Origin of the sequence: Paenibacillus sp. USDA918EY (genome assembly GCF_009870825.1) — a bacterium.
In the GTDB taxonomy this organism is placed as follows: Bacteria; Bacillota; Bacilli; order Paenibacillales; family Paenibacillaceae; genus Paenibacillus_AQ; species Paenibacillus_AQ albilobatus.
Genome location: NZ_WTWY01000001.1, coordinates 690,416 through 711,126, shown reverse-complemented (window position 1 = coordinate 711,126; position 20,711 = coordinate 690,416). Strand labels below are relative to the sequence as shown.

Genomic DNA, 20,711 nt, shown 5'->3' with positions numbered 1-20,711 from the left:
AGAATTCTAACTAGTTTGGGGTGCATGAACGTGACGGAGCGAAACTCCGAGTGGAAATGGCAGGACGGTCCCATCGGGCGGTTGATGAAGATGGGGTACATTACGCTTCGCAAGGATGTCGAGGAAATGTTGAAGCCCTTGGGGCTGACGCATACGCAGTGGAGCGCGCTGCGCATCATCCGGCAATTCCCGGGCATCACTTCCTCCCAAATCGAGCCGATCCTGATGATCGAACGTCCCAGCGTGACGAGCCTGATGAACGGCCTGGAGAAAAAAGGGCTCATCGTGCGCAAGGATCACCCTGAAGACGGCCGGTTCAAGCTGATCTACCTGACCGACGAAGGCGTGCGGACGGCCGATGAAACGGAGCGGTTTGCCGCGGACGTCGAAAACAAGGTCAAGGCTGGCCTAACGCCCGAGGAGTTCGACTCGTTGAAGAAGCTATTGGTCAAAATGGTCGGAATATTCGAGAAGCGGTAAAATCCGCTTTTTTCGCCCAAGTAGTTAGAATTCTAATTAGTTTGTTGAAAGGAGAGCATTTGAAATGGATGTATTGGATCCACATGGGAAACAACCGCGCTTTCATTGGCTCGGCTTCCATCATATCGCCTTGGTAACCCCGGATTTGGATGCAACGATTCGCTTTTATGAGGATGTTCTCGGCATGAAAGCCGGCAACATTTACCCGGCGATGAAACAGCGCGGCAGGCATTGCTTTATCAAGCCGGGCGACACCGATGCATGGGGGCTCCATTTTTTTGAATACCCCGATGCCGAAATAACCTCAAGCGCCGATGCGATCCGCCGGCTGATGGACGATCCGGGTTCTGCGGACTTGTACCGATTCGTGCCGGGAGCGCTGCAGCATATCGCGTTTGCGTTGGCTTCCGAGCAAGAGGCCATGACACTGCGCCAAACATTGCAGCAGCTAGGCATCGTTATGACGGACATTTACGGGCAAGGCGCCATCCGCAATTTTATTTTCGTCGATCAGAACGGCGTACAAATCGAAGCCGCGTGGGAGGTAGAATAACATGCGTTTGAACCATTTGAATCTATGCGTCGGCGACCTGGCCGAAGCCAAAGAGCTATTTCAAAACCTGTTTGATTTCGAATTGGAGCAGCAAAAAGGAGACGCCATGCTGGTCATGAACGACCGCTGCGGCTTCACGCTCGTCTTAAGCAATCCGAAGGCATTCGGGGGCGAAGCTCCTGTCTACCCGGAAGGTTATCACGTAGGGTTTATCGTGGATACGCCGGAAGAAGTCGACCGGTTTTGCGACCGGCTGACCGACGCCCGCATGCATGACGGAACCCGGCCGCGCAATGTTCGAGGCGGATACTCGCTATATTTTACCGCCTTGGGCGGGATCCTGTTCGAGGTGACTTGCTTTGAGCGAAAGCAGGTTACGGCGAAATAGGCTCCCTTCCCGGATGTTCACCAAGGAATTCCTCCGGGTTCGCCCGGGACGAAAAGACCGCAAACGTCGGCACGCTGGCTGAAATGCGGTCTTTTTTGCGCCTTTCTCACGGAACGATGCCGCAAAAATGTTAAACATTGAAATGTCTGATTTTTAATGAAAGAGGACGGATTTTTGCATGGGCATGACGCTCCGAACATCCTATCATTTGATTGAGCATTCGTTTTTTGCCAATTTTTGCATAAGGGGGGGTTAACTTTTAGAAAAATATCCGGATCGGTTTCCTTGTTGAGGCATCATCGATACGCACCGCTTTGCAAGCGCTTTCTGTCGATTGAACGCACCTGAACAGATTCCATTAGAAAGAGGGTTTGACCGTTATATGCGAACTTTTAAACATTTTAAACGTCCTTTCCTCACGCTGGTCAGCGCAGCCTTGCTCCTTGCCCCCCTTCTTCCATCGGGCATTGTTCGGGCTCAGGCGGAGGAATCCGAGCTGTTGGACGGCCCGGGCGCAACCGTCACCGGCTCCGTTTACGGCACCCCTTCCCCGCTTTCCGGCGACGGGGAGTGGCGTTTTGACTTCGGTCCCGGCGCGGTAGCTGAAGGATATACGGCGGTGCCGGCGTCGACCGCGTACTCGCCGGAGCTGAAGTACGGTTTTGCCGATCCGTCCAACGTCTCCGAGGCCGACAGGGGCATCCCGGATCCGGTCCGGACGGACTTTGTCATGCCGCAGGATACCTCGTTTATGGTCGACCTGCCGAACGGAGATTACACGGTGTCGCTGATCGCCGGGGACGAGGTTGAATCGACGGATATTGCAATCAAGGCCGAACTCATGCAAAAAGTGCAGCAGACCACGAAGCCTGCCGGCCAATATTTGGAAATGGATTTCGATATCGCGCTTGTGGACGGCCGGCTGAATTTGGAGTTTTCGGGAACGGCTCCGAAACTCAACGCCCTCGTCATCCGCAAGTTGCCTGAGCGTCTGCCGGGGGCGCTGCCTACGGCGTACATCGCAAGCGATTCCACCGTGCAGACCTATGATCCCTATTGGGAGCCCCAAGCGGGATGGGGTCAAATGATCGACCGCTATTTTACGGAGGACGTGCGTTTCGACAACCGGGCCATCGGAGGCCGCAGCTCCAAAACGTTTATCACCGAAGGTCGGTTGGACGAAATTTTGCGGAGCATTGCGCCAGGAGATTATTTGCTCATCCAATTCGGGCATAACGATGCGACGATCAGCAGGCCGGACCGTTACGCCTCGCCGGAGGATTACAAAACCTATTTGAAAACCTACGTGCTTGGCGCGAGGGAACGCGGCGCCACGCCGATGCTGATCACGCCGGTCGGCCGCAGGGATTTTAATGCGGATACGGGCAAATTTAACGTCAGTTTTCCGGAATACGTACAGGCCATGAAGGAAGTCGCTGCGGAACTGGACGTCAAACTGGTCGACTTGAGCTCGTTAAGCAGAGCCTATTATGACTCCATCGGCCCCGAAGCCGCCAAATCGGTCTTCCTGTTTGCCGATCCCGGCGTGTATCAGGCGTTCCCGAACGGCGTGGAGGACAATACCCATTTTCAAAAATACGGCGCCATTCAGATCGCGCGGCTCGTGGCGGGCGGCATAAAAGGATTGGGGCTGCCTCTCTCCGGGTACGTCAAGGAGACCGGCGAGCCCGAAACCGTGCCCGCCAAGCCGCAAGGGCTTACGGCGGGCAGCATCAGCAACGCCGGCGCGGCGCTGAAATGGAATCCGGTCGACACGGCGGAAATTTACAAGGTTTACCGCAAACTCGAATCCGAGCCTGAATCGTCCTACGCGATGATCGGCACGACGACGGTTCCGTCGATGACGATCGGCGGCATGGCGGAAGGCGCGGTATACACGGTCCGCGTGACGGCCGTCAACGGCCGCGGGGAATCGCAGCCTTCGGACGAGGTGCGGATCGGGACGAAGTCGGCGGCGTACCGGTTTGATTTCGGCCCCGTCGGTTCCCCGGTCGCCGAAGGATATACCGAAGTCAACCGCAATATACTGTATACGCCAGAGCGCGGGTATGGCCTGGCTTCAAGCGCCGGCATGGCCGACCGCGACCGAGGTAACGTCACGGATGCGCTCCGCCGGGATTTCGTCATTTATTTCGGCGGAAGCTACGAATTCAAAGTCGATCTCCCGAACGGGTCCTACGCCGTCAAAACCTACACCGGCGACTGGATCGGCTCGACGAAAACCAATGTGAACATCGAAGGCAAAGACTACGGTACCGTCTCTTCCGGCAAAGAAAACATCGCTGAAAAAGTATTCAACCAGATCGCGGTGACGGACGGCCAGATGAACCTCGTATTCAGCGGCCAAACCGCGCATTTGAACGGCCTGGAGATTACCCCGATCCTGCTCGCGCCCACGTCGCTGAAGGTCGATGAACTGGATCTTGCGGGCGATCCCGTGGTGGCGAAGCTGTCCTGGCAAGCATCGGAAGACGCGGCGAAATACCGTGTGTACCGGAAAACGGAAGGTTCCGCTTCCCCCGTCTTGATCGGGGAAACGACCGAAACGGCCTTTGCCGACGCGACGGCCGATGTCGGGCAGGTTTACGAATATACGGTCACATCCGTTGACGGCGGAGGCGTCGAATCGGTTCCGTCCGACGGACTTCGAATCGCGATGATCGACCCGAACGTTCCGGTCGCCGCTGCGCCGGACGGTTTGAAGGTCGAGGCGATTCATAAAAACGATATCGCGCTCACTTGGAACCAAGTCGACGGAGCCCGGTTGTACAACGTATACCGTGCCGACAAAGCCGACGGCGAATACGCGTTTGTCGGCCAGACCAAAACGAATTCCTATACGGACGCAACCGTGTTGACCACCATTCCTTATTATTATAAGGTGGCGTCGGTCAACGCGGGCGGCATCTCCCCGATGTCCGAACCGCTAAAAACCGAGGCCGTGACGACGTTGTACCGGGACATGGAATATTTGGACCGCGCCCCTGTCGCAGTGCGCACGGAACAAGGGAACTATATCGGCTGGCGGATGCTTGGCCTCGATCCGGACGACATCGCCTTCAACGTCTATCGGGACGGCGTGAAGCTGAACAAACAGCCGATCAAGGACAGCACGAATATGATGGATACCCGCGGCAAGCCGGACTCTGTCTATAAGCTGACGACGGTGGTGCAGGGCAAGGAAAAAGCGGCCGGCCCCGGGTTTGGCGTATGGCAGCGGCAATATCTTTCGGTTCCGCTGCAAAAGCCGGCGGATGCCTATACGAAAGACGGCCAGCCTTATACGTATGTGGCCGGCGACGCAAGCGTCGGCGATTTGGACGGCGACGGCGCATACGAAATCGTGATGCTTTGGTCCCCGTCCAATGCAAAGGACAATTCGCAAAGCGGTTATACGGGCATCGTTTACATGGACGCCTACAAGCTTGACGGCACGCGGCTTTGGAGAATCAACCTCGGCCCGAACATTCGGGCGGGAGCGCATTATTCCCCGTTCCTCGTTTACGATCTGGACGGCGACGGCAAAGCCGAAGTGGTGCTGAAAACCGCCGACGGCACGGTGGACGGCCAAGGCAACGTGATCGGCGACCCGAAAGCGGACCACCGGAACAGCTCGGGGTACGTGCTGCTCGGCGACGAATTCCTCACGGTGTTCGACGGCCCGACGGGCAAAGAGCTCTCTACGGTTCCGTACGATCCTCCGCGCGGGGACGTTGGGTCTTGGGGCGACACGTACGGCAACCGGGTTGACCGATTTTTGGCTGCCGTCGCCTATTTGGACGGCGAACACCCCAGCGTCATTTTCAGCCGCGGCTATTATACGCGCACCGTTTTGGCCGCTTACAGCTTCCAGGACGGCAAGCTGGCGCAGCAGTGGCGATTCGACACGAACGACAAAGGTTACGAAAGCTACGTCGGTCAAGGCAACCATAATTTGTCCATCGGGGACGTGGACGGAGACGGCAAAGACGAAGTGCTGTTCGGGGCCTTGACCATTGACGATAACGGAAAGCCGCTATACAGCACCCGGCTTGGACATGGCGACGCGATGCACTTCGGCGATCTGGATCCGGAGCGTCCGGGTCTAGAAGTGTTCGGCGTGCATGAACATAAGGACGCGACGTACGGGATGGAAATGCATGATGCTTCGACCGGTGAAATTTTATGGGGTGTGTTTACCGGCATGGACACAGGTCGGGGGTTAACGGCGGATATCGATCCGAATTATCCCGGCGAAGAAGCATGGGCATCGACGATTACGAACGAGCAGCACATCCCGATTACGGGACTTTACAGCGCCAAAGGAGAACTTATCAGCAAAACGATTCCTTCTTCCACGAATTTCGCAATCTGGTGGGACGGCGATCTGCTGCGCGAACTGCTGAACCACGATTGGAAAAGCGAGCTTGGCGCCGGTCCGGGAACGATCGACAAATGGGATTACGAAAACAAAAAAACAGTCAACCTCCTAACGGCGGAGGGCACGCTTTCCAACAATTTCACGAAAGGCAATCCGATGATCCAGGCCGACTTGTTCGGCGATTGGCGGGAAGAAGCCGTTTGGCGCTCCGCGGACAGCACCGAGCTGCGGATTTACACGACGGTCGATCCGACGGAACGCCGTCTGCGCACGCTGATGCACGATCCCGTGTACCGGCTGGGCGTCGCCTGGCAAAATGTCGGCTACAACCAGCCGCCCCATCCAAGCTTTTACCTTGGGGAGGGCATGAAAGAACCGGCCGCGCCGCAGATCCGCTACGTCGGCGGACCGGAAGAGCCCGTGAAAGCCGAAGGGGTGCCCGGAAAGCCCGTGCTCTCCGACAACAACGGACAGGATACCGGCCTGTTGGACGGCGACTACACGATCACCATGAACATGTGGTGGGGAAATAACGGTACGGAATATAAGCTGTACGAAAACGGAAAGCTGATCGACACGCAGAAGCCGACGGACGACTCCCCTGCCGCCCAGACGGCGGCAACGCCGATTTCGGGGCGGGCGGACGGCATCTATCAGTATACCTGCGAGCTCACGAACGCCTTCGGAACGACCGCTTGCGAACCGCATACGGTTACCGTCAGGCACGCCGCTCCCGGCAAACCGGTCCTGTCGGATGACAACTGGGATGGCGACGGGAACTACCAGGTCACGATGAATCTGTGGTGGGGCACCAACGGAAACGTTTATCGGCTATACGAAAACGGCGTTCTCATCGACACGCGGACGCTGACTGCCGCAACGCCGCGGGCGCAAACGGCCGCCACCAAGGTGGAAGGCCGAACCCCGGGCGTGTACGAATACCAGGTTGAGCTGGAGAACGGCAGCGGGGTTACCAAAAGCGACATTCTAAAAGTGGCCGTCAAATAGGAAGGTGAAGCGGTTTTTCATAAAACAAGAGACTTCGATCAAAAAACAGGGCTGCAGCCGGATTTCCGGCTGCAGCCTCTCTTTTAAAATCATTTATTGTTTTTTTGGAGGTTGTTTCATCATAAATGGCAGATTTTCAACTCCAACCATTCTTGCATACGTAAACAATTGGCCTTTATGGTGGATTTCGTGGTCCTTTGCTGAAGCCAACCATAATCTGCCCGTACCTATAAAGCCGTTAAACTCAATTTCTTTTTCCAACTGTTCATCGTTGATCGAATTCAAATTTTCACGTGTCTCCTCCGTCAATTGCCGGACGACATTTCCGATTTCCTCCATCGTTTCGCATGGATTTATTTTTGCCGGAGGTGTAAACATGCCGTTTTTTACCGTTTTTACGAACATATCCGTTGATGTGACGATATGGGTTATTAAAGTTCCCATGGGCATTGCATTCTCCCAAGGTTTAAATCCGATGTGTTCATCGGGAATCAATGCAACCAAGTCCTGCAGCACCAATCGATGCCGGAGCCATTCCTGAATATACTCCTCTACCTTTTTCACGATCCATTCGCCTCCTACATTTTAGTTGTTGCATCATGGTCATTGTATTGATCTTATTCGACGTTACGCTCCCATAATCCTGTCCGTCTGCAATGCGGCGACAAACCAAAATCATGCTCGCAAGATCTTTGTGGGCATTTCTTTTTGACGCAGTGTGAAATAAAAAAAGCCTCGGCCATTCCATGCCTCAAGGATCGATTCCTTTTAGCATGGTAACGGCAAGGCTAAATCTGATGTATTTTTCTGTGAGGGATTCAGTCCGAGCGTTCTATTTCAAAATGTTCTTAAACGCTTCGGTTTGCTGCTTGATGCCCACCTCTGTCGCAAAACGTTCGATGCTGGAAGCTCCGAAAAATCCTTCGACGCCTTTCGTTCTGGACAGCACGTATTCCGCGTCTTCCGGTTCGGCAATCGGGCCGCCATGGCACAGAACCATGATGTCCGGATTGACCGCCTTGCCCGCGTCGCAAATCGCCTGGATTTTTTCTACGCAATCGTCCAAAGTAAGCGCCGTTTTCGCGCCGATGGTTCCTTTGGTCGTCAATCCCATATGCGCAACCAAAATATCCGCCCCGGCTTCGGCCATTTTTTTCGCTTGCTCCTCGTCAAATACATATGGCGTGGTCAGCAGATCCAGTTCATGCGCTTTGCGGATCATGTCGACCTCCAGGTCATACCCCATGCCGGTTTCCTCAAGATTCGCCCGGAACACGCCGTCGATCAGGCCTACCGTCGGGAAGTTTTGCACGCCTGCAAAACCTTGCTCCTTCAGCTGTTTCAAGAAAATATCCATGATCCGGAACGGATCGGTCCCGCAGACGCCTGCAAGCACCGGCGTTTCTTTGACGACCGGCAGCACCTCGTTCCCCATGTCCACGACGATTTGGTTCGCATCCCCGTAAGCCATCAGTCCGGCAAGCGACCCCCGTCCCGCCATCCGGTACCGGCCGGAGTTATAAATGATAATGAGATCCACGCCGCCGGCTTCGGCGCTTTTGGCCGAAATGCCCGTTCCCGCTCCTGCGCCCAGCAGCACGTTGCCTGCAGCAACCTCCGCTTTTAATTTTTTCAAAATTTCAGTTCTGGTTTTCATCGTATGTTTCCTCCTCCATATCGCGTTGGTTTGAGATCGTTCTCCGGTTAGCTTTTTTTCATCAGTTCGATCAATTTTTTCGCCGCCGCCACGGCAAAAGCTTTGTCGTTGATGTCGGAGTCGAGCTCGATCAGTTCCACCGTTTGGCGGTCAATCCGTTGTCTTAACGTGTTGAACAGCATTTCGTCTTCTTGCGTTCCGTGGAACGGCTGGCCTTCCACGTCAAGCATGGACACGCCCTTCAGCGGAAGCATGAGCGCCGTCGGCCCCTGCGCCCGGTTTAGTTTATCCGCGATCACTTCGCCAAGCTTCCGGTTTTCCTCTACGGTCGTCCGCATTAACGTGACCGACGGATTATGTTTGTACAAATTGCGGTTTTTGAACGCAGCCGGCACGGTATCGTAAGGCCCGAAATTGACCATGTCGAGCGCGCCCGTCGATACGACCTGAGGCACCTTGCAGCGGCCTGCCGCCTCAAGGCGATGCGGTCCGGCGGCAAGCACCCCGCCGACAAGCTCGTCGCACCATTCGGTCGTGGTCAGATCCAGGACGCCGTCGACGAAGCCGCCTTCGATCAGGCTTTCCATCGTTTTACCGCCGGTGCCTGTCGCGTGGAATACAAGCACCTCGAAGTCCTGCTGCTCCAAATATTCTCTGGCATAGTTAACGCACGGTGTCGTCACCCCGAACATCGTCGCGGCGACCAGCTGCTTCTTATCCCGCGGCGGAGCCGATTCGAACTGCACCATGCCTGCGATGGCATGCGCCGCGTTTGCAAAGATTTGGGTCGAAAAAGAGTTCAGTCCGGATACGTCCACGATCGACGGGAACATAACGATGTCGCTGGTTCCCACGTACGGCTCGGTATGGCCGGAGGCGACGGTCGAAACCATCAGCTTCGGAACGCCGATCGGCAAACCTCGCATGCCTGCGGTAACGATGGACGTGCCGCCGGTGCCGCCGAATGACAGGATGCCGTCGAATTTCCCTTCCGCGTACAGTTTCGGAACGATCCGTTCCATTCCCCTGGCGAGCGCTTCCGTTCCTGCGGACCGGTCCTTCCTTGCGGCAATTTCCCGGATGTCCGCTCCTGCCGCCTGCGCCACTTCGTCGTTCGACACGTCGGGCGTAAACATGGGCTCGAATACGCCGCAGTGGATCGTAAACGTTTTTAAGCCAAGCTTTTCAATGACCGATTTCACGTACAAAAACTCTTCGCCTTTGGAATCGAACGTTCCGGCAATCGCAATCGTTTTCATGAAAACAACCTCCTTCACTTGAGCTTCGTGCGGCCTCCCGGATCGGGCTGCCGTTCATCCCGTTACAAGTTAAGGATACAGCGCTTTCATCAAAAAAGGATCGTATCCATGTACGATCTTTATGTATATTTGTCTTATGTTTGTCGGCGGTAGGCTTGCGGGGTCATGCCCGTATATTTTTTGAACGTTTTGCTGAAATGGACGTAGTCCGGATAACCGACCGTTTCGGCGATTCGCGAAAGCGGCAGCCTGGTGTGCTTGATCACTTCCTGCGCCTTATGAATGCGGTATTTCGCGATGTATTCGGGAAAACTGCAGCCGACCTCTTTGTTGAACAAAGCGCTCAGATGGGTGCGCGATACGTGAATCCGTTCCGCCAGCTCGGTGAGCGAAATATTGTTCATGTAATGCTCCGCCACGAATTCTTTGACAAAAGCGACATAATCGTACGGTTCGTTCGCATGCGACAGCCGGTCCATCAGCTGCTTGTCCTGCTCCAGATGCCCGGTCAGCTTAAAACGGTGCGTCGTTTCCACGATCGCTTCTTCCGTCGGAATCCGCTCGAAGCTGGACCCGCCGACATACCCCATCGCCGACGTATTGTCGTACATATATTGCACATCAATGGGAGCATGCACGGGACCGCCGTAGACGAGCTTGATCGGCCGCTTGCCCGAAGCGTCGCAAACATCGAAAATTTGCCGGGCGAGCTTCGCCCCTTTTTCCAGGGACAACACTTTTTTCGTGCCCATCCATCCGCCTCCGGTAACGCCCAAATGAGCGCAGATGCAATCGGCGCCCGCGTTCAGCATCCACGAGGCTTGTTCCTCGTTAAAAACGAAAGCCATCGTGAAAAGCCCCAGCTCATGCGCCAGCCTGACGGCTTCCACCTCCTGCAGATACGTCATGCCCTCTTCTTCCAGCGCTTCGCGGAACTTCCCGTCGATCAGCCCCACGGTCGGGTAGTTGATGACGCCCGCAAAGCCGCTTTCCCGAATCCGTTTTAAAAAAGCTTCCGGTTCCATCGTCGGATCCGTCGCGCACAGGCCGAAAATGACCGGCGTTTCCCCCACCACGGACAAAATTTCCCTCGACCCGAATTCCATGACCATGTCATTGCTGTTTGCGAATGGCAAAAAACCGGCGACGGAGCCGAGTCCCATCTGTCTGAATCTTCCGGAATTCAGCGCCAAAATGAGATCCGCTCCGCCTTTGACGGCGTATTTGGCCGAGATGCCGGCACCCGCCGCCACGCCGATGAGATGCTCTTTCGCCTGTATTTGTTTGTTCAACCGTTCCACTATCCGTTCTCTTCGCGCCGCCAATTCACAAATCCCCTTCGTTCGAATCGCCCGCCGGCTTTTATTAGGTCCTGCGGTCTTTATCTATTATTATAAGGGAATGTTCGGGTTATTGGTAATGAAGCCACGGCTTAAGTTCGTTTTTCAGCTGCTCGGAAATCGGCATCAGCGGCAGCCGCAGGCGATCCGAGGCGATTCGGCCCAAGCTTGCCAGCATCCATTTGAGCGGAGCGGGGTTCGGTTCCCGGAAAAGGCCTTGGATCAAGGGAAGCATGTCTTCAAAGATTTGTTTGGCCGCAGAGGAATCTCCTTTTTGAACATGGTTAAATATATCGATAAAACGCTGCGTGTTTACGTTCGCGGAAGCCAATATTCCTCCGCTTGCCCCAAGCGCCAGCTTGGCGAAATAATGCGGATCATCCCCGCAAAGGACCGGCCCGGCGTTATGCCTCGTCAGCTCTCCGATCAGCTCCAGGCTGTCGGAACTGTCCTTGATGCCGATGACTCCGTCCAATTCCATGATGGCTCTTGCCGTATCCATGCTTAAGCGGACTCCCGTGCGGGAAGGAATTTCGTAGGCGATCACCGGTATTCCGACCTGAACGACGCTCCGAAAATGCTCCAAGATCCCTTCCTGCGAAGGTTTGCTGTAATACGGGACGACAACAAGGACCGCGTCCGCCCCCATGTTCGCGGCGCTTTCGGTTCGTTCGACGGTCGAAGCCGTATCGTTGGTTCCGGTTCCGATCACGACGGGCAAGGCCCTTTTTTTATTTTTCACAATCGTCCGCGTCGCTTCCGCCAGCTCCCGCACCTCTTCCCAGCGTACCGTCGGCGCTTCCCCCGTCGTACCGTTCACGACCAGTCCGGCAATCCCATGCTCAACCAACTGCCCCGCATAGTTTTGATACGAAACCAAATCCAGCTCCCCATCTTGCGTAAACGGCGTAACGACAGGCACAAAGACGCCTTGCAAATCTTCTCTTTTCAACATCGGGATGACCTCCTATCGGTTTGTGCCTCCAATTTACCATAGGAATTGCCATCGGCGTTATCTATAATAATCGATGAGCATGATCAATATTATTGATGGAGTTGAACAGGGATGGATTTAACATATCTTCATACGTTTCGCGAGGTCGCCCTTCGCCAAAGCTTTACCCGGGCGGCCGAGGAGCTTGGATACGCGCAGTCCAGCGTCACGACGCAAATTCAAAAACTGGAAAAAGCCTATGACGTCCAGCTTTTCGAGCGCTTCGGCAAAGGGTTGCGCCTCACTTCCGCGGGGGAAGAGCTGCTGCGGTTCGCGGTCCAGATGCTGGATCTCTACCAACAGTCCAAAGAAAGGCTGGGCAACCAAAGCGGGGGCACCCTCTCCATCGGCACCATCGATTCGCTGGCCGCCTATTTCCTCCCCCCTTACCTGCAGGAGCTCCGGGAGCGTTACGAGGGGCTGTCCGTCCGGCTGCAGACCGGCCGTGAGGCGCATATCCTCAAGCAAGTCAAAGATGGCGAACTGGATCTCGGCCTGATCCTGGACGACGAACCTTCCGATCCGACATTGGCATGGCAAACGATCCGCGACGAACCGCTGGTCCTGCTGGCGAGCCCGGGACACCCCCTCTGCCGGAAGAAGAAAATCGCTTTGGAGCATTTGGCCGGCGCCGAATGGATCATGCCCGAAGAAAGCTGCAACTACCGGATCATGCTCGAAAAAGCATTAAAGCAAAGCGGGACGCCTTATGTTATCGGCCTTGAACTCGGCAATCCCGAAGCCATCAAACGATGCGTGATGAGCGGTTCGGGCATATCGCTGCTGCCGCGGATGGCCGCCGCCGCCGAAATCGGCAGAGGGGAACTGGTCAGCCTTCCCTTTGCCCATCCCGGTCTCCGGTTAACCTTGCTGCTCGCCATGCATCTCAAAAAGTGGATCTCTAACCCGCTTCGCGAACTGGTCGATCGGATCAGGCATGCTGCCGATTAAAAAAACAAGGCCACGGCATGAAAGCCGGGCCTGCCGATTTTTATTCCATGGATGCGTTATGCGCAGGTTTGCCCGCTCTTTTGAATCCCGGCTTTCGGTTCGCGCTCCTTCACGAGATACGGCAGCAAGGACAAAAGGCCGAGAATCCCCAAAATCGCCCCTACCCACAGCGGGGATGAAAGACCAAGTCCGTGGTCGATGGCAAGTCCGCCGATCGTCGATCCGACCACGATGCCGAAGTTGACGACGGAAACGTGAACCGTGCTGACCAAGGATCCGCTGTTCGACGTCCGCGAGACCCGCGTCACCATGGCGGGATTCATGGGCACGCCGGCGAGGCCGATGACGATTACGGCAGCGATCGCAATGACCGGATTGCCCGCAAACAGACCGAACAGGATCAGCGCCGAGGCGAGCACCGTAAGCCCGATCGTCAGAATCGGCATCATGAAGCGGTCCGCGAGCCTTCCGGTGATCAGGTTGCCGACAACCGTCGCCGCGCCGTAGATACCGAGAAGAAGCGGGACGATCTTCGCGTCAAAACCGGCCACATCGGTTAAAATCGGCGAAAAATAACTGAATGCGGCAAAGGTCGCGCCGATGATCAGCATGCTTGTCGCGAAGGCCGCCCACAGATGACGGTTTTTAAAAGCCGCCAATTCGCCGCGGATGCTTACCGATCCGACCGAAGGCGATGAAGGGATGAGCCGCAGCGCCATGATTCCGGAAAGCAGCACGAGAATCGCGACCGCCCAGAAGCTGGAGCGCCAGCCGAAATACTGATCGAACAACATCGCGACAGGCAGGCCGATCGCCGTGGCAACCATCAAGCCGCCAAGAACGATCGAAGCTGCGCGCCCGCTGGCTTCCGGCCGGACAAGGGTCAAGGCGATTTCGATGGCAACCCCGAAGCAGGCCGAAGAGGCAATGCCCGTTATTATCCTCGCCGCCATCATCAGCTCATAGTTCGGAGCAAGCGCGCCCAAGATTTGACCGGCCAGAAATACAAAGGACAGCGTCAAAAAGGCGGTTTTTCGGGGCAGCCTGAGCAGCCCGATCGTCAGCAGCGGCCCGCCGACGATCATGCCTGCGGCGTAACCGGAAACCAAATAACCGATCGCCGCGATCGATACCCCGAATTCCGCCGCAAGCGAGGGCATGATGCCCGCAACCATAAATTCCGATGTCGTCATGGAAAAAATCATAAGTCCCAACACATAAATCGCCAACGGCATATAATCACTCCCGGATTCAATATTTTGTATAGATCAGTACAAAATTAACACTAAAAAAGCGCCCCTTCGTTCATAAGGGATGGATCGTCAAACTCATTAGATATTTTTGTACAACCCAGTACAAAATTAATCAAAAAAATAGTTCAGCAGCATATAAACCTCTTACCTGACCCATCGCACTCGCCGGCAGCCGCGGGCAGCATTTGCGCTCTCCAGTCCGGAAAGCGCAAATACCGCTTCTAAAAAATGGATGATAACGTTCCTTGGATGATCCGTTCCGCCAACCCCCGGTTCAGCGTCGCCGGATAAATGACGCGGAGCCCGTAGTAACTGCTCAAAAACATGTCCGCAAGCTCGGAAGCTTCGCGGTTTCGCGGGATTTCGCCCGTCTCCTGCCCTGTTTTGATCGTTTTTTCGATCGCATGCTCCAGCAGGTCGACATGCTGCTTGAAGATGCGCTCCACGGCGGGATCGGTTTTGCTGCGCTCGGATGCCGCGTTAATCAATAGGCACCCCCTGTTTTTCGATTTGGAATCCTCATGGATTTCCCACTCGAGCAGCGCTCGCAAACGGTCCCGAATCGGCCCCTCCTTCTCCAGGATGTCCATCTGTTCCCGGATTCCAAGCTCATGGTACCTTTGGAGGGCTTGCTCATACAGCTCGTGTTTGCTTCCGAACGCGTTGTACAAGCTCCCCCGGCCAAGACCGGTCTTACTGCACAATGCCTCGGTCGAGCAAGCTTCGTAGCCGTTGTCCCAAAAAACCTCCACGGCGGCATCGATCACGGCTGTATCTTTAAACTCGCGCGGTCTTCCGCTTTTGCTCATCTCTCGCATCCTCCTTTCCGGAAAATGTTGGTGGAATCATCATACTTATTTTGTACTGATCTGTCAAATATGGTTTCGGTCGCGATTTTTAGAGCGAATTCTTCCGCATAACGCAAAAAAGGCCCATGCGTCACCCGCACGGGCCGAAAAAGCCTTTCGTTGTTACAGCGTCAACCCGCCATCAACCGGGACGATCGAACCGGTCATGTAGCTGTTTTTCGGCGAAGCCAGGAACGTAACGACTTCCGCCAGCTCCTCCGGATTGGCGTAACGTCCGATTCTCATGTTAGGCAGTTCCTCCGGAACGTATCCGGATTCCTGCATCATGGACGGAACGGCTTGCGTCAACGAGGTATCCACGCCGCCAGGGCAAATCGCATTGACGCGGATTCCTTTTTTCACGTATTCAAGCGCGGCCGATTTGGTCAGCGCTACTACGGCGTGTTTGCTTGCCGAATACGCCGCCAGGCTGTGTTCGCTCCGCAGTCCGGCCGTGGAGGCTGTATTGATGATGACCCCTTCGCCCTGTTTTTCCATCACCTTCAGCATATATTTCATTCCAAGGAAAACGCCTTTGACATTGACGGAGAAAATCCGGTCGAACTCGGAGTCCTCGATATCCGCGAACATAGAGAATTTTTGCAGGACGCCCGCGTTGTTGAAGAAGACGTCGATGCGGCCATAGGCCTCAACGGCTTTGTTCACGTAATTTTGGACGTCGTCGCTGTTTGCAACGTTAGCTTGCACGAAGATGCCTTCTCCGCCTTGCTCCTTCACGAGCTTCAGCGTTTCTTCTCCTGTTTGCTGATTAAAGTCTACCAGCACGACCTTGGCGCCGCCTGCGGCGAATTTCAAACTCGTCGCGCGGCCGATGCCGCTTCCCGCACCCGTAATGACAACAACTTGATCGTTTTCCGACATATGGACCGACTCCTTTAAGATTTAGAATAAAAATCGAGGTATGATAGTTGTTGTATCAATGTGATAGCATAACTATCACCACACCGATTATTATACTCCGCTCGCCGGCGGGTGACAACCCTTCCATCCGGGAGTCGGCGCGCAAGCTTTTCCCGCTTCGTTTGGTTGACAGGCTCCCGCCCATTTGATATGATCACGAAACAAAAAAACGAACCGTTTGGAAGGAATGTGAACCAATTGAATTCAAAAACCAGATGGGATCGGGAACGCGAGGAGGCCAAGCAGCAGCGGGTATCCCTGATGCTCGAAGCGGCCCAAAGGGTCTTCAACCGGAAAGGGCTCGATAAAGCGACCATGCAGGATGTCGCGACGGAGGCCCATATGGGGGTAGCCACGGTGTTCCGTCATTTTCCGAAAAAAGACAAGCTCATCGTCGCCGTTGCAACCAAGATTATCGATTCCCAAACCGAGACGTTCGAAGAAATCCTTCATCGTCCCGGCACTTGTTACGAAAGGCTGGAGCAAATGCTGGACGTATTCATCGGTTTTGTCGGCGACCATCACAGCGAAAACACGAAACTGATCGAAGCGTTCGAGAGCTACGCCGCCCAGTCCCGCGAACCCCTCGAGGATCTTCCGGTTTATAGCGCCGCCGTCGGACGGATTCAATCTTCCTTATCCCAAATTTTAAAAGACGGCGTCAACGACGGTTCTCTGCGCTCCGACTTGCCTCTGGAGGAAACGATCGCGACCGTCACAAACGCGTTTGGCCAGTTTGCCAAAAAATTGTCGCTGCAAAACAGCATTCCGATGCTTCAGCCGAACATCGAGCCCGTAAAGCAGCTTGAAATTTTGAAATCCATGATTCTTAGTTATTTAAAAGCGACATAAGTCGAATGGAGGGGCCGTCCCAAAAGCAAGTCATCTTGCAGCAGAGTGGACGGATCTTTGCAAAAAAAGTAAGCAAAGCGCCAATCCAAGGGGGGATCCTTGGGCTGGCGCTTTGCTATTTTGGTATACTATATGCTTTTTCAGAAGATTATGGGCAAGCGAAAGCACCCGACTTCCGTCATGCTTTACGGATTTCGAAAAATTGGCATTCCTTGCGAGGATGATACGTTACGTCGCTGACATCCGACTGGGTAATGACCGTCGTGTCTGTAAAACGGATGATGGTTGTCTTGGAATCAATCAAATGGTCGTCGCGAAAAACGCGAATCGTCAGCTTTTTTTCCTCGGCCTCCCGAAAATCCGCCTCCGTCAACAGCTCGCGGACTGTCGCCATAATACGGCAGCCTCCTTTGCAATAGGTTTCAGACAGGTTCTTTGAACGCTTACGCTTCGTTCCCGGCTTGAGGCTTCCGTTTGCCGGACGCCGCCGCCTTGTAAGATCTGCCTGCAACGGCCGAAGGCTTGTTCGCCCCGGTTCCGTTCCGGTACAATGTAAATGTAGGGATGCCTGCAATTAACGTATATAACAGCACATCGGCTCGTTAGTGATTTTAACATACTTTAAAGGAGCGAAACATAATGGAATCGAAAGTGGCGCCGTTTTTAATGTTCGAGGGGCAAGCCGAGGAGGCGATGAATTTTTACACCTCGGTGTTTGCTCCCGCGGAAATCGTCAGCATCAAGCGTTACGGACCGAATGAAGCGGGACCGGAAGGATCGGTGCTGCAAGCCGCCTTCTCGATCAAAGGACAAAACATCATGTGCATTGACAGCTTCGTTCAGCACGCATTTACGTTTACGCCGGCGATTTCCTTGTTCGTTCATTGCGATTCGGAAGAGGAATTGACGGAAGCCTTCGGCAAGCTTGCCGAAGGTGGCGCCGTCCTGATGCCGCTGGACAAGTACCCGTTTGCCGAAAAATTCGGCTGGGTACAGGATCGGTTCGGCGTTTCCTGGCAGCTGAGCTGGAACTAAAGTTCCTTTTCGCAAAAAAAAGACCGGCCGTTCCCTTTACATGGAACGACCGGTCTTTCATTTGACAAAAACTCCTCTTGTTTGCGTTATCCCCCTGCCCTTTTCCCGCGGAATTTTGCAAAAGCCCAGATGATAAGCAGCAGCAGAACGGCAAGGCATATCCCGATGCTCAGGCGGTTTTGTTGGTCCACCACAAAAAACGCGGCGATGACCGCCAGGCACAACACGGCAAATCCGGTTACGTACGGGTATCCCCACACTTTAAACGTCGGTTTCGCCGGATATGTTTTCCGCAGCTTTATCTGCGATAACGCGATGCAAATCCAAACCAGCAGCACGACGAAACCCGGCACCGCCATCAACACGCGAAAAAGCTGATCCTGCGCAAAAATGCCGAGCATGGCGCCCGCAAGCAGCAAAACGGCGCATAGCAGCAGCGTGTTGACCGGACTGCCTTTCCGGTTCGTTTTCGCCAGCCCTTTCGGCGCTTCTCCGGCCGCAGCCATGGAATAAAGCATCCGGGATGCGCCGTAGATGCCCGAATTGGCCGCCGACAGCACCGCCGTGATCAGAATAAAGTTCATGATATGCGCCGCGCCCGCAAGCCCCGTCGCCGATAATACCTGCACGAACGGGCTGCTCTCGGACCCGACTTCGTTCCACGGAATCAAACCGCAAATGACGAGAATCGGTAGCGTAAAAAACAAAATGATCCGCAATATGAAGTTGCCGACCACTTTGGGCAAAATCCGTTCGGCATTTTCCGTTTCGGTCAGCGTCAAGCCGATCAGCTCGGAACCGCCGTAAGAAAACATGACGACAAGCATCGCCGAAAACACGGAGGACAAGCCCCCCGGAAAAAATCCTCCGGAAACGGTGAAGTTGCGAAAGTATGGCGTATTGCCGCTCGGGATGATGCCGAAGATAAGACAAGTGCCGAGCACGATAAATAGGATGATCATGGCAATCTTGATGCCGGCCAGCCAAAATTCGAATTCTCCGAGCGTGCCTACGCTAAGCAAATTGATCAGAATGATCAAGGCGGCGCAGGCCAGGCTAAGCACCCATAACGGGACTCCCGGCAGCCAATACTGCAAAAAGCTTCCGGCCGCAATGATTTCGATAACGCATACCGAAAGCCACATAAAACAATACATCCAGCCCAGAATAAAGGAAACCTTCTCGCCGAACGCCTCCCTGACGAAATCCTTCATGTTCCGGCCTTTGTATACCGTGGCCATTTCCGCCATCGCCGCCATCACGACCAAAAGCAGCAGACCGGCAAAAACGTAAGTCACGATAACGCCGGGCCCCGCCAGCCCGATCGTTTCCGCGCTGCCTTTAAAAATGCCGGTTCCGATAACGCCGCCCATGGCCATAAAGCTGATATGTCTAGGCTTTAGTTTTTTTTGTAGCGATCCTTCTGGTTGTCCCATCCATATCCTCCCGGTGTACACTCATTGATGAATGACTATAATTTTTAATAAATGTATAGTTCAGTATAAACTATTTTGTGTTTTTGTGAATAATAATGGCCGAATTTAAAGCTGGCTACAGGAAAATTTAAACTTAATTTAATCGTGTACCACACTCGATTATGTTATGATCAATATCGGCTGTCTTGTTCGGCAGCATTGATTAAACATTGGCGGTGATCGTATGCTTCAATCCTATCTGTTTCCCATTTCTTACGCCTTTATGTCTTTTCCGTTTGCGGCGTTATTGTTTACGCTGCCGTTTTTGATCGTGCAATACCGTAAATACGGTTATATCAATAAAGTTCGGGCTTTCGTGCTGTACCTGTTTTTGCTTTATTTGATGAACGCGTTTTTCCTTGTCATTTTACCGCTGCCGTCATCGCGGCATAACGCCGCGCTTGCGTCGGGAGCCATGCAGCTGATGCCGCTGAACTTCATTTTGGACATTTTAAAAGAAACTTCGGTCGTCGGATCGGATCCGTCCACCTACTGGCATTTGCTGAAGGAACGGGCATTTCTGCAGGTCGTGTTCAATATTCTCCTGACGGTGCCTTTCGGCATGATGCTCCGTTATTATTTCCGCAAGGGCTGGGTACGGTCCATCTTGTTTTCGTTCCTGCTGTCCCTCTTTTTTGAGGTCACCCAGCTGACCGGCATCTACGGCTTGTATGACCATGCTTACCGCGTGTTTGACGTTGACGATTTGATCATGAACACGCTGGGCGGCATTTGCGGATATTTGGCGGCCGAATGGTTGTCGGGGCTGCTGCCGAGAATCGAAAAGCTGGACGAAAACGTGGACCTATCGGCCAAAAGAGTCACCTACACCCGCCGGGCCGTTGCATTTTTGATCGATTCGGTCATTTGGCCGATCTTGATGGCGATCTGTTTCTTTCTCCATATCAGAGCCTCGTTTTGGGTCGCTACGGGCATCTACTTTATATTGATCCCATGGCTGACGCACGGCGTCACTCCCGGAAAATGGATGGTCCGCATCAAGCTGACGAAAATGGGAGAACGCGTTACGCTTTCGTCGCTGCTTTTACGGTACGGGCTGCTGTATTGGGTATTTTTTGGCCTGAATCGCCTGCTTGCCGGATCGATCGATAACGTGCCTGACATCGGGAGGCTTGTGCTCGGCGTGATCGTGTTTGCGATGGATGCCTGGTTTTTTATCCATGTCGTCATCCGTCTGTTTCGAAAGGATTCCCAGCTCTTTTACGAGAAATTCAGCAAAACCAAACACGTCATCCTCTGGAACAAACCGGCGGAAAAACAAGAAAAAGAGCCTGTTTAAGCGGGCTCTTTTTCCA

General features: G+C 54.3%; 18 protein-coding genes. 8 read left to right on the top strand and 10 right to left on the bottom strand.

What is annotated here, in order from left to right; genetic code table 11:
- Positions 1-30 precede the first annotated feature (30 nt).
- From GQY55_RS03255 to GQY55_RS31885, 4 genes are all read left to right on the top strand, one after another.
- A complete protein-coding gene (locus tag GQY55_RS03255; protein ID WP_373309109.1) occupies positions 31-480 on the top strand; it encodes a MarR family winged helix-turn-helix transcriptional regulator in 450 nt (149 codons plus the stop codon).
- A 64-nt stretch (positions 481-544) separates the two neighbouring features.
- A complete protein-coding gene (locus GQY55_RS03250) occupies positions 545-1,033 on the top strand; it encodes a VOC family protein (RefSeq protein WP_160038047.1) in 489 nt (162 codons plus the stop codon).
- Between the two features lies 1 nt (position 1,034).
- On the top strand, positions 1,035-1,421 hold the full coding sequence (locus GQY55_RS03245) for a VOC family protein (RefSeq protein WP_160038045.1): 387 nt from the start codon (positions 1,035-1,037) through the stop codon (positions 1,419-1,421).
- A 382-nt stretch (positions 1,422-1,803) separates the two neighbouring features.
- A complete protein-coding gene (locus GQY55_RS31885) occupies positions 1,804-6,810 on the top strand; it encodes a rhamnogalacturonan lyase family protein (RefSeq protein WP_160038043.1) in 5,007 nt (1,668 codons plus the stop codon).
- A 93-nt stretch (positions 6,811-6,903) separates the two neighbouring features.
- Here the strand turns inward: GQY55_RS31885 and GQY55_RS03235 are convergent, their stop codons facing one another.
- The 5 genes from GQY55_RS03235 to dapA form a co-directional block, all read right to left on the bottom strand.
- Positions 6,904-7,374, bottom strand: a complete 471-nt coding sequence (locus tag GQY55_RS03235; RefSeq protein ID WP_160038041.1) for a DinB family protein — start codon at positions 7,372-7,374, stop codon at positions 6,904-6,906.
- 268 nt (positions 7,375-7,642) lie between these two features.
- On the bottom strand, positions 7,643-8,467 hold the full coding sequence (locus tag GQY55_RS03230; RefSeq protein ID WP_036714086.1) for a phosphoenolpyruvate hydrolase family protein: 825 nt from the start codon (positions 8,465-8,467) through the stop codon (positions 7,643-7,645).
- Positions 8,468-8,514: 47 nt separating this feature from the next.
- Complete coding sequence (locus GQY55_RS03225; RefSeq protein WP_160038039.1) at positions 8,515-9,726, bottom strand: Tm-1-like ATP-binding domain-containing protein; 1,212 nt, start codon at positions 9,724-9,726, stop codon at positions 8,515-8,517.
- 134 nt (positions 9,727-9,860) lie between these two features.
- Positions 9,861-11,018 (bottom strand): phosphoenolpyruvate hydrolase family protein, encoded by a 1,158-nt coding sequence (locus GQY55_RS03220; RefSeq protein ID WP_236575379.1) that lies wholly within the window; start codon positions 11,016-11,018, stop codon positions 9,861-9,863.
- Between the two features lie 118 nt (positions 11,019-11,136).
- A complete protein-coding gene (dapA, locus tag GQY55_RS03215; RefSeq protein WP_160038035.1) occupies positions 11,137-12,021 on the bottom strand; it encodes a 4-hydroxy-tetrahydrodipicolinate synthase in 885 nt (294 codons plus the stop codon).
- Positions 12,022-12,132: 111 nt separating this feature from the next.
- On the opposite strand from dapA, the gene GQY55_RS03210 reads away from it, so the two are divergent.
- The gene (locus GQY55_RS03210) at positions 12,133-13,011 is read left to right on the top strand and encodes a LysR family transcriptional regulator (RefSeq protein ID WP_160038033.1); all 879 of its coding nucleotides are present in this window, start codon (positions 12,133-12,135) and stop codon (positions 13,009-13,011) included.
- A gap of 56 nt (positions 13,012-13,067) precedes the next feature.
- Here GQY55_RS03210 and GQY55_RS03205 read toward each other — a convergent pair whose 3' ends face one another.
- From GQY55_RS03205 to GQY55_RS03195, 3 genes are all read right to left on the bottom strand, one after another.
- A complete protein-coding gene (locus tag GQY55_RS03205) occupies positions 13,068-14,246 on the bottom strand; it encodes an MFS transporter (RefSeq protein WP_160038031.1) in 1,179 nt (392 codons plus the stop codon).
- Between the two features lie 239 nt (positions 14,247-14,485).
- A complete protein-coding gene (locus tag GQY55_RS03200) occupies positions 14,486-15,073 on the bottom strand; it encodes a TetR/AcrR family transcriptional regulator (RefSeq protein ID WP_160038029.1) in 588 nt (195 codons plus the stop codon).
- Positions 15,074-15,235: 162 nt separating this feature from the next.
- Positions 15,236-15,994, bottom strand: coding sequence for an SDR family NAD(P)-dependent oxidoreductase (locus tag GQY55_RS03195; protein ID WP_160038027.1), 759 nt, complete (start codon positions 15,992-15,994; stop codon positions 15,236-15,238).
- Positions 15,995-16,231: 237 nt separating this feature from the next.
- Between GQY55_RS03195 and GQY55_RS03190 the strand changes: the two genes are divergently transcribed.
- Positions 16,232-16,885, top strand: coding sequence for a TetR/AcrR family transcriptional regulator (locus GQY55_RS03190; protein ID WP_201452074.1), 654 nt, complete (start codon positions 16,232-16,234; stop codon positions 16,883-16,885).
- A 178-nt stretch (positions 16,886-17,063) separates the two neighbouring features.
- Here GQY55_RS03190 and GQY55_RS03185 read toward each other — a convergent pair whose 3' ends face one another.
- The gene (locus GQY55_RS03185; protein WP_160038023.1) at positions 17,064-17,279 is read right to left on the bottom strand and encodes a hypothetical protein; all 216 of its coding nucleotides are present in this window, start codon (positions 17,277-17,279) and stop codon (positions 17,064-17,066) included.
- A gap of 245 nt (positions 17,280-17,524) precedes the next feature.
- Between GQY55_RS03185 and GQY55_RS03180 the strand changes: the two genes are divergently transcribed.
- Positions 17,525-17,920: a VOC family protein gene (locus GQY55_RS03180; RefSeq protein WP_160038021.1), complete on the top strand. Its 396-nt coding sequence runs from the start codon at positions 17,525-17,527 to the stop codon at positions 17,918-17,920.
- Between the two features lie 86 nt (positions 17,921-18,006).
- Here GQY55_RS03180 and GQY55_RS03175 read toward each other — a convergent pair whose 3' ends face one another.
- Positions 18,007-19,356 (bottom strand): amino acid permease, encoded by a 1,350-nt coding sequence (locus GQY55_RS03175; RefSeq protein ID WP_160038019.1) that lies wholly within the window; start codon positions 19,354-19,356, stop codon positions 18,007-18,009.
- A 223-nt stretch (positions 19,357-19,579) separates the two neighbouring features.
- Between GQY55_RS03175 and GQY55_RS03170 the strand changes: the two genes are divergently transcribed.
- The gene (locus tag GQY55_RS03170) at positions 19,580-20,695 is read left to right on the top strand and encodes a VanZ family protein (protein WP_160038017.1); all 1,116 of its coding nucleotides are present in this window, start codon (positions 19,580-19,582) and stop codon (positions 20,693-20,695) included.
- The last annotated feature ends 16 nt before the right edge of the window (positions 20,696-20,711 follow it).

Coding starts and splice junctions, on each gene's coding strand:
- GQY55_RS03205 (WP_160038031.1), bottom strand. CDS start 14,246: ATGCCGTTGGCGATTTATGTGTTGGGACTTATGATTTTTTCCATGACG.
- GQY55_RS03195 (WP_160038027.1), bottom strand. CDS start 15,994: ATGTCGGAAAACGATCAAGTTGTTGTCATTACGGGTGCGGGAAGCGGC.
- GQY55_RS03245 (WP_160038045.1), top strand. CDS start 1,035: ATGCGTTTGAACCATTTGAATCTATGCGTCGGCGACCTGGCCGAAGCC.
- GQY55_RS03225 (WP_160038039.1), bottom strand. CDS start 9,726: ATGAAAACGATTGCGATTGCCGGAACGTTCGATTCCAAAGGCGAAGAG.
- GQY55_RS03175 (WP_160038019.1), bottom strand. CDS start 19,356: ATGGGACAACCAGAAGGATCGCTACAAAAAAAACTAAAGCCTAGACAT.
- dapA (WP_160038035.1), bottom strand. CDS start 12,021: ATGTTGAAAAGAGAAGATTTGCAAGGCGTCTTTGTGCCTGTCGTTACG.
- GQY55_RS03210 (WP_160038033.1), top strand. CDS start 12,133: ATGGATTTAACATATCTTCATACGTTTCGCGAGGTCGCCCTTCGCCAA.
- GQY55_RS03250 (WP_160038047.1), top strand. CDS start 545: ATGGATGTATTGGATCCACATGGGAAACAACCGCGCTTTCATTGGCTC.
- GQY55_RS03185 (WP_160038023.1), bottom strand. CDS start 17,279: ATGGCGACAGTCCGCGAGCTGTTGACGGAGGCGGATTTTCGGGAGGCC.
- GQY55_RS03230 (WP_036714086.1), bottom strand. CDS start 8,467: ATGAAAACCAGAACTGAAATTTTGAAAAAATTAAAAGCGGAGGTTGCT.
- GQY55_RS03200 (WP_160038029.1), bottom strand. CDS start 15,073: ATGAGCAAAAGCGGAAGACCGCGCGAGTTTAAAGATACAGCCGTGATC.
- GQY55_RS03170 (WP_160038017.1), top strand. CDS start 19,580: ATGCTTCAATCCTATCTGTTTCCCATTTCTTACGCCTTTATGTCTTTT.
- GQY55_RS03180 (WP_160038021.1), top strand. CDS start 17,525: ATGGAATCGAAAGTGGCGCCGTTTTTAATGTTCGAGGGGCAAGCCGAG.
- GQY55_RS31885 (WP_160038043.1), top strand. CDS start 1,804: ATGCGAACTTTTAAACATTTTAAACGTCCTTTCCTCACGCTGGTCAGC.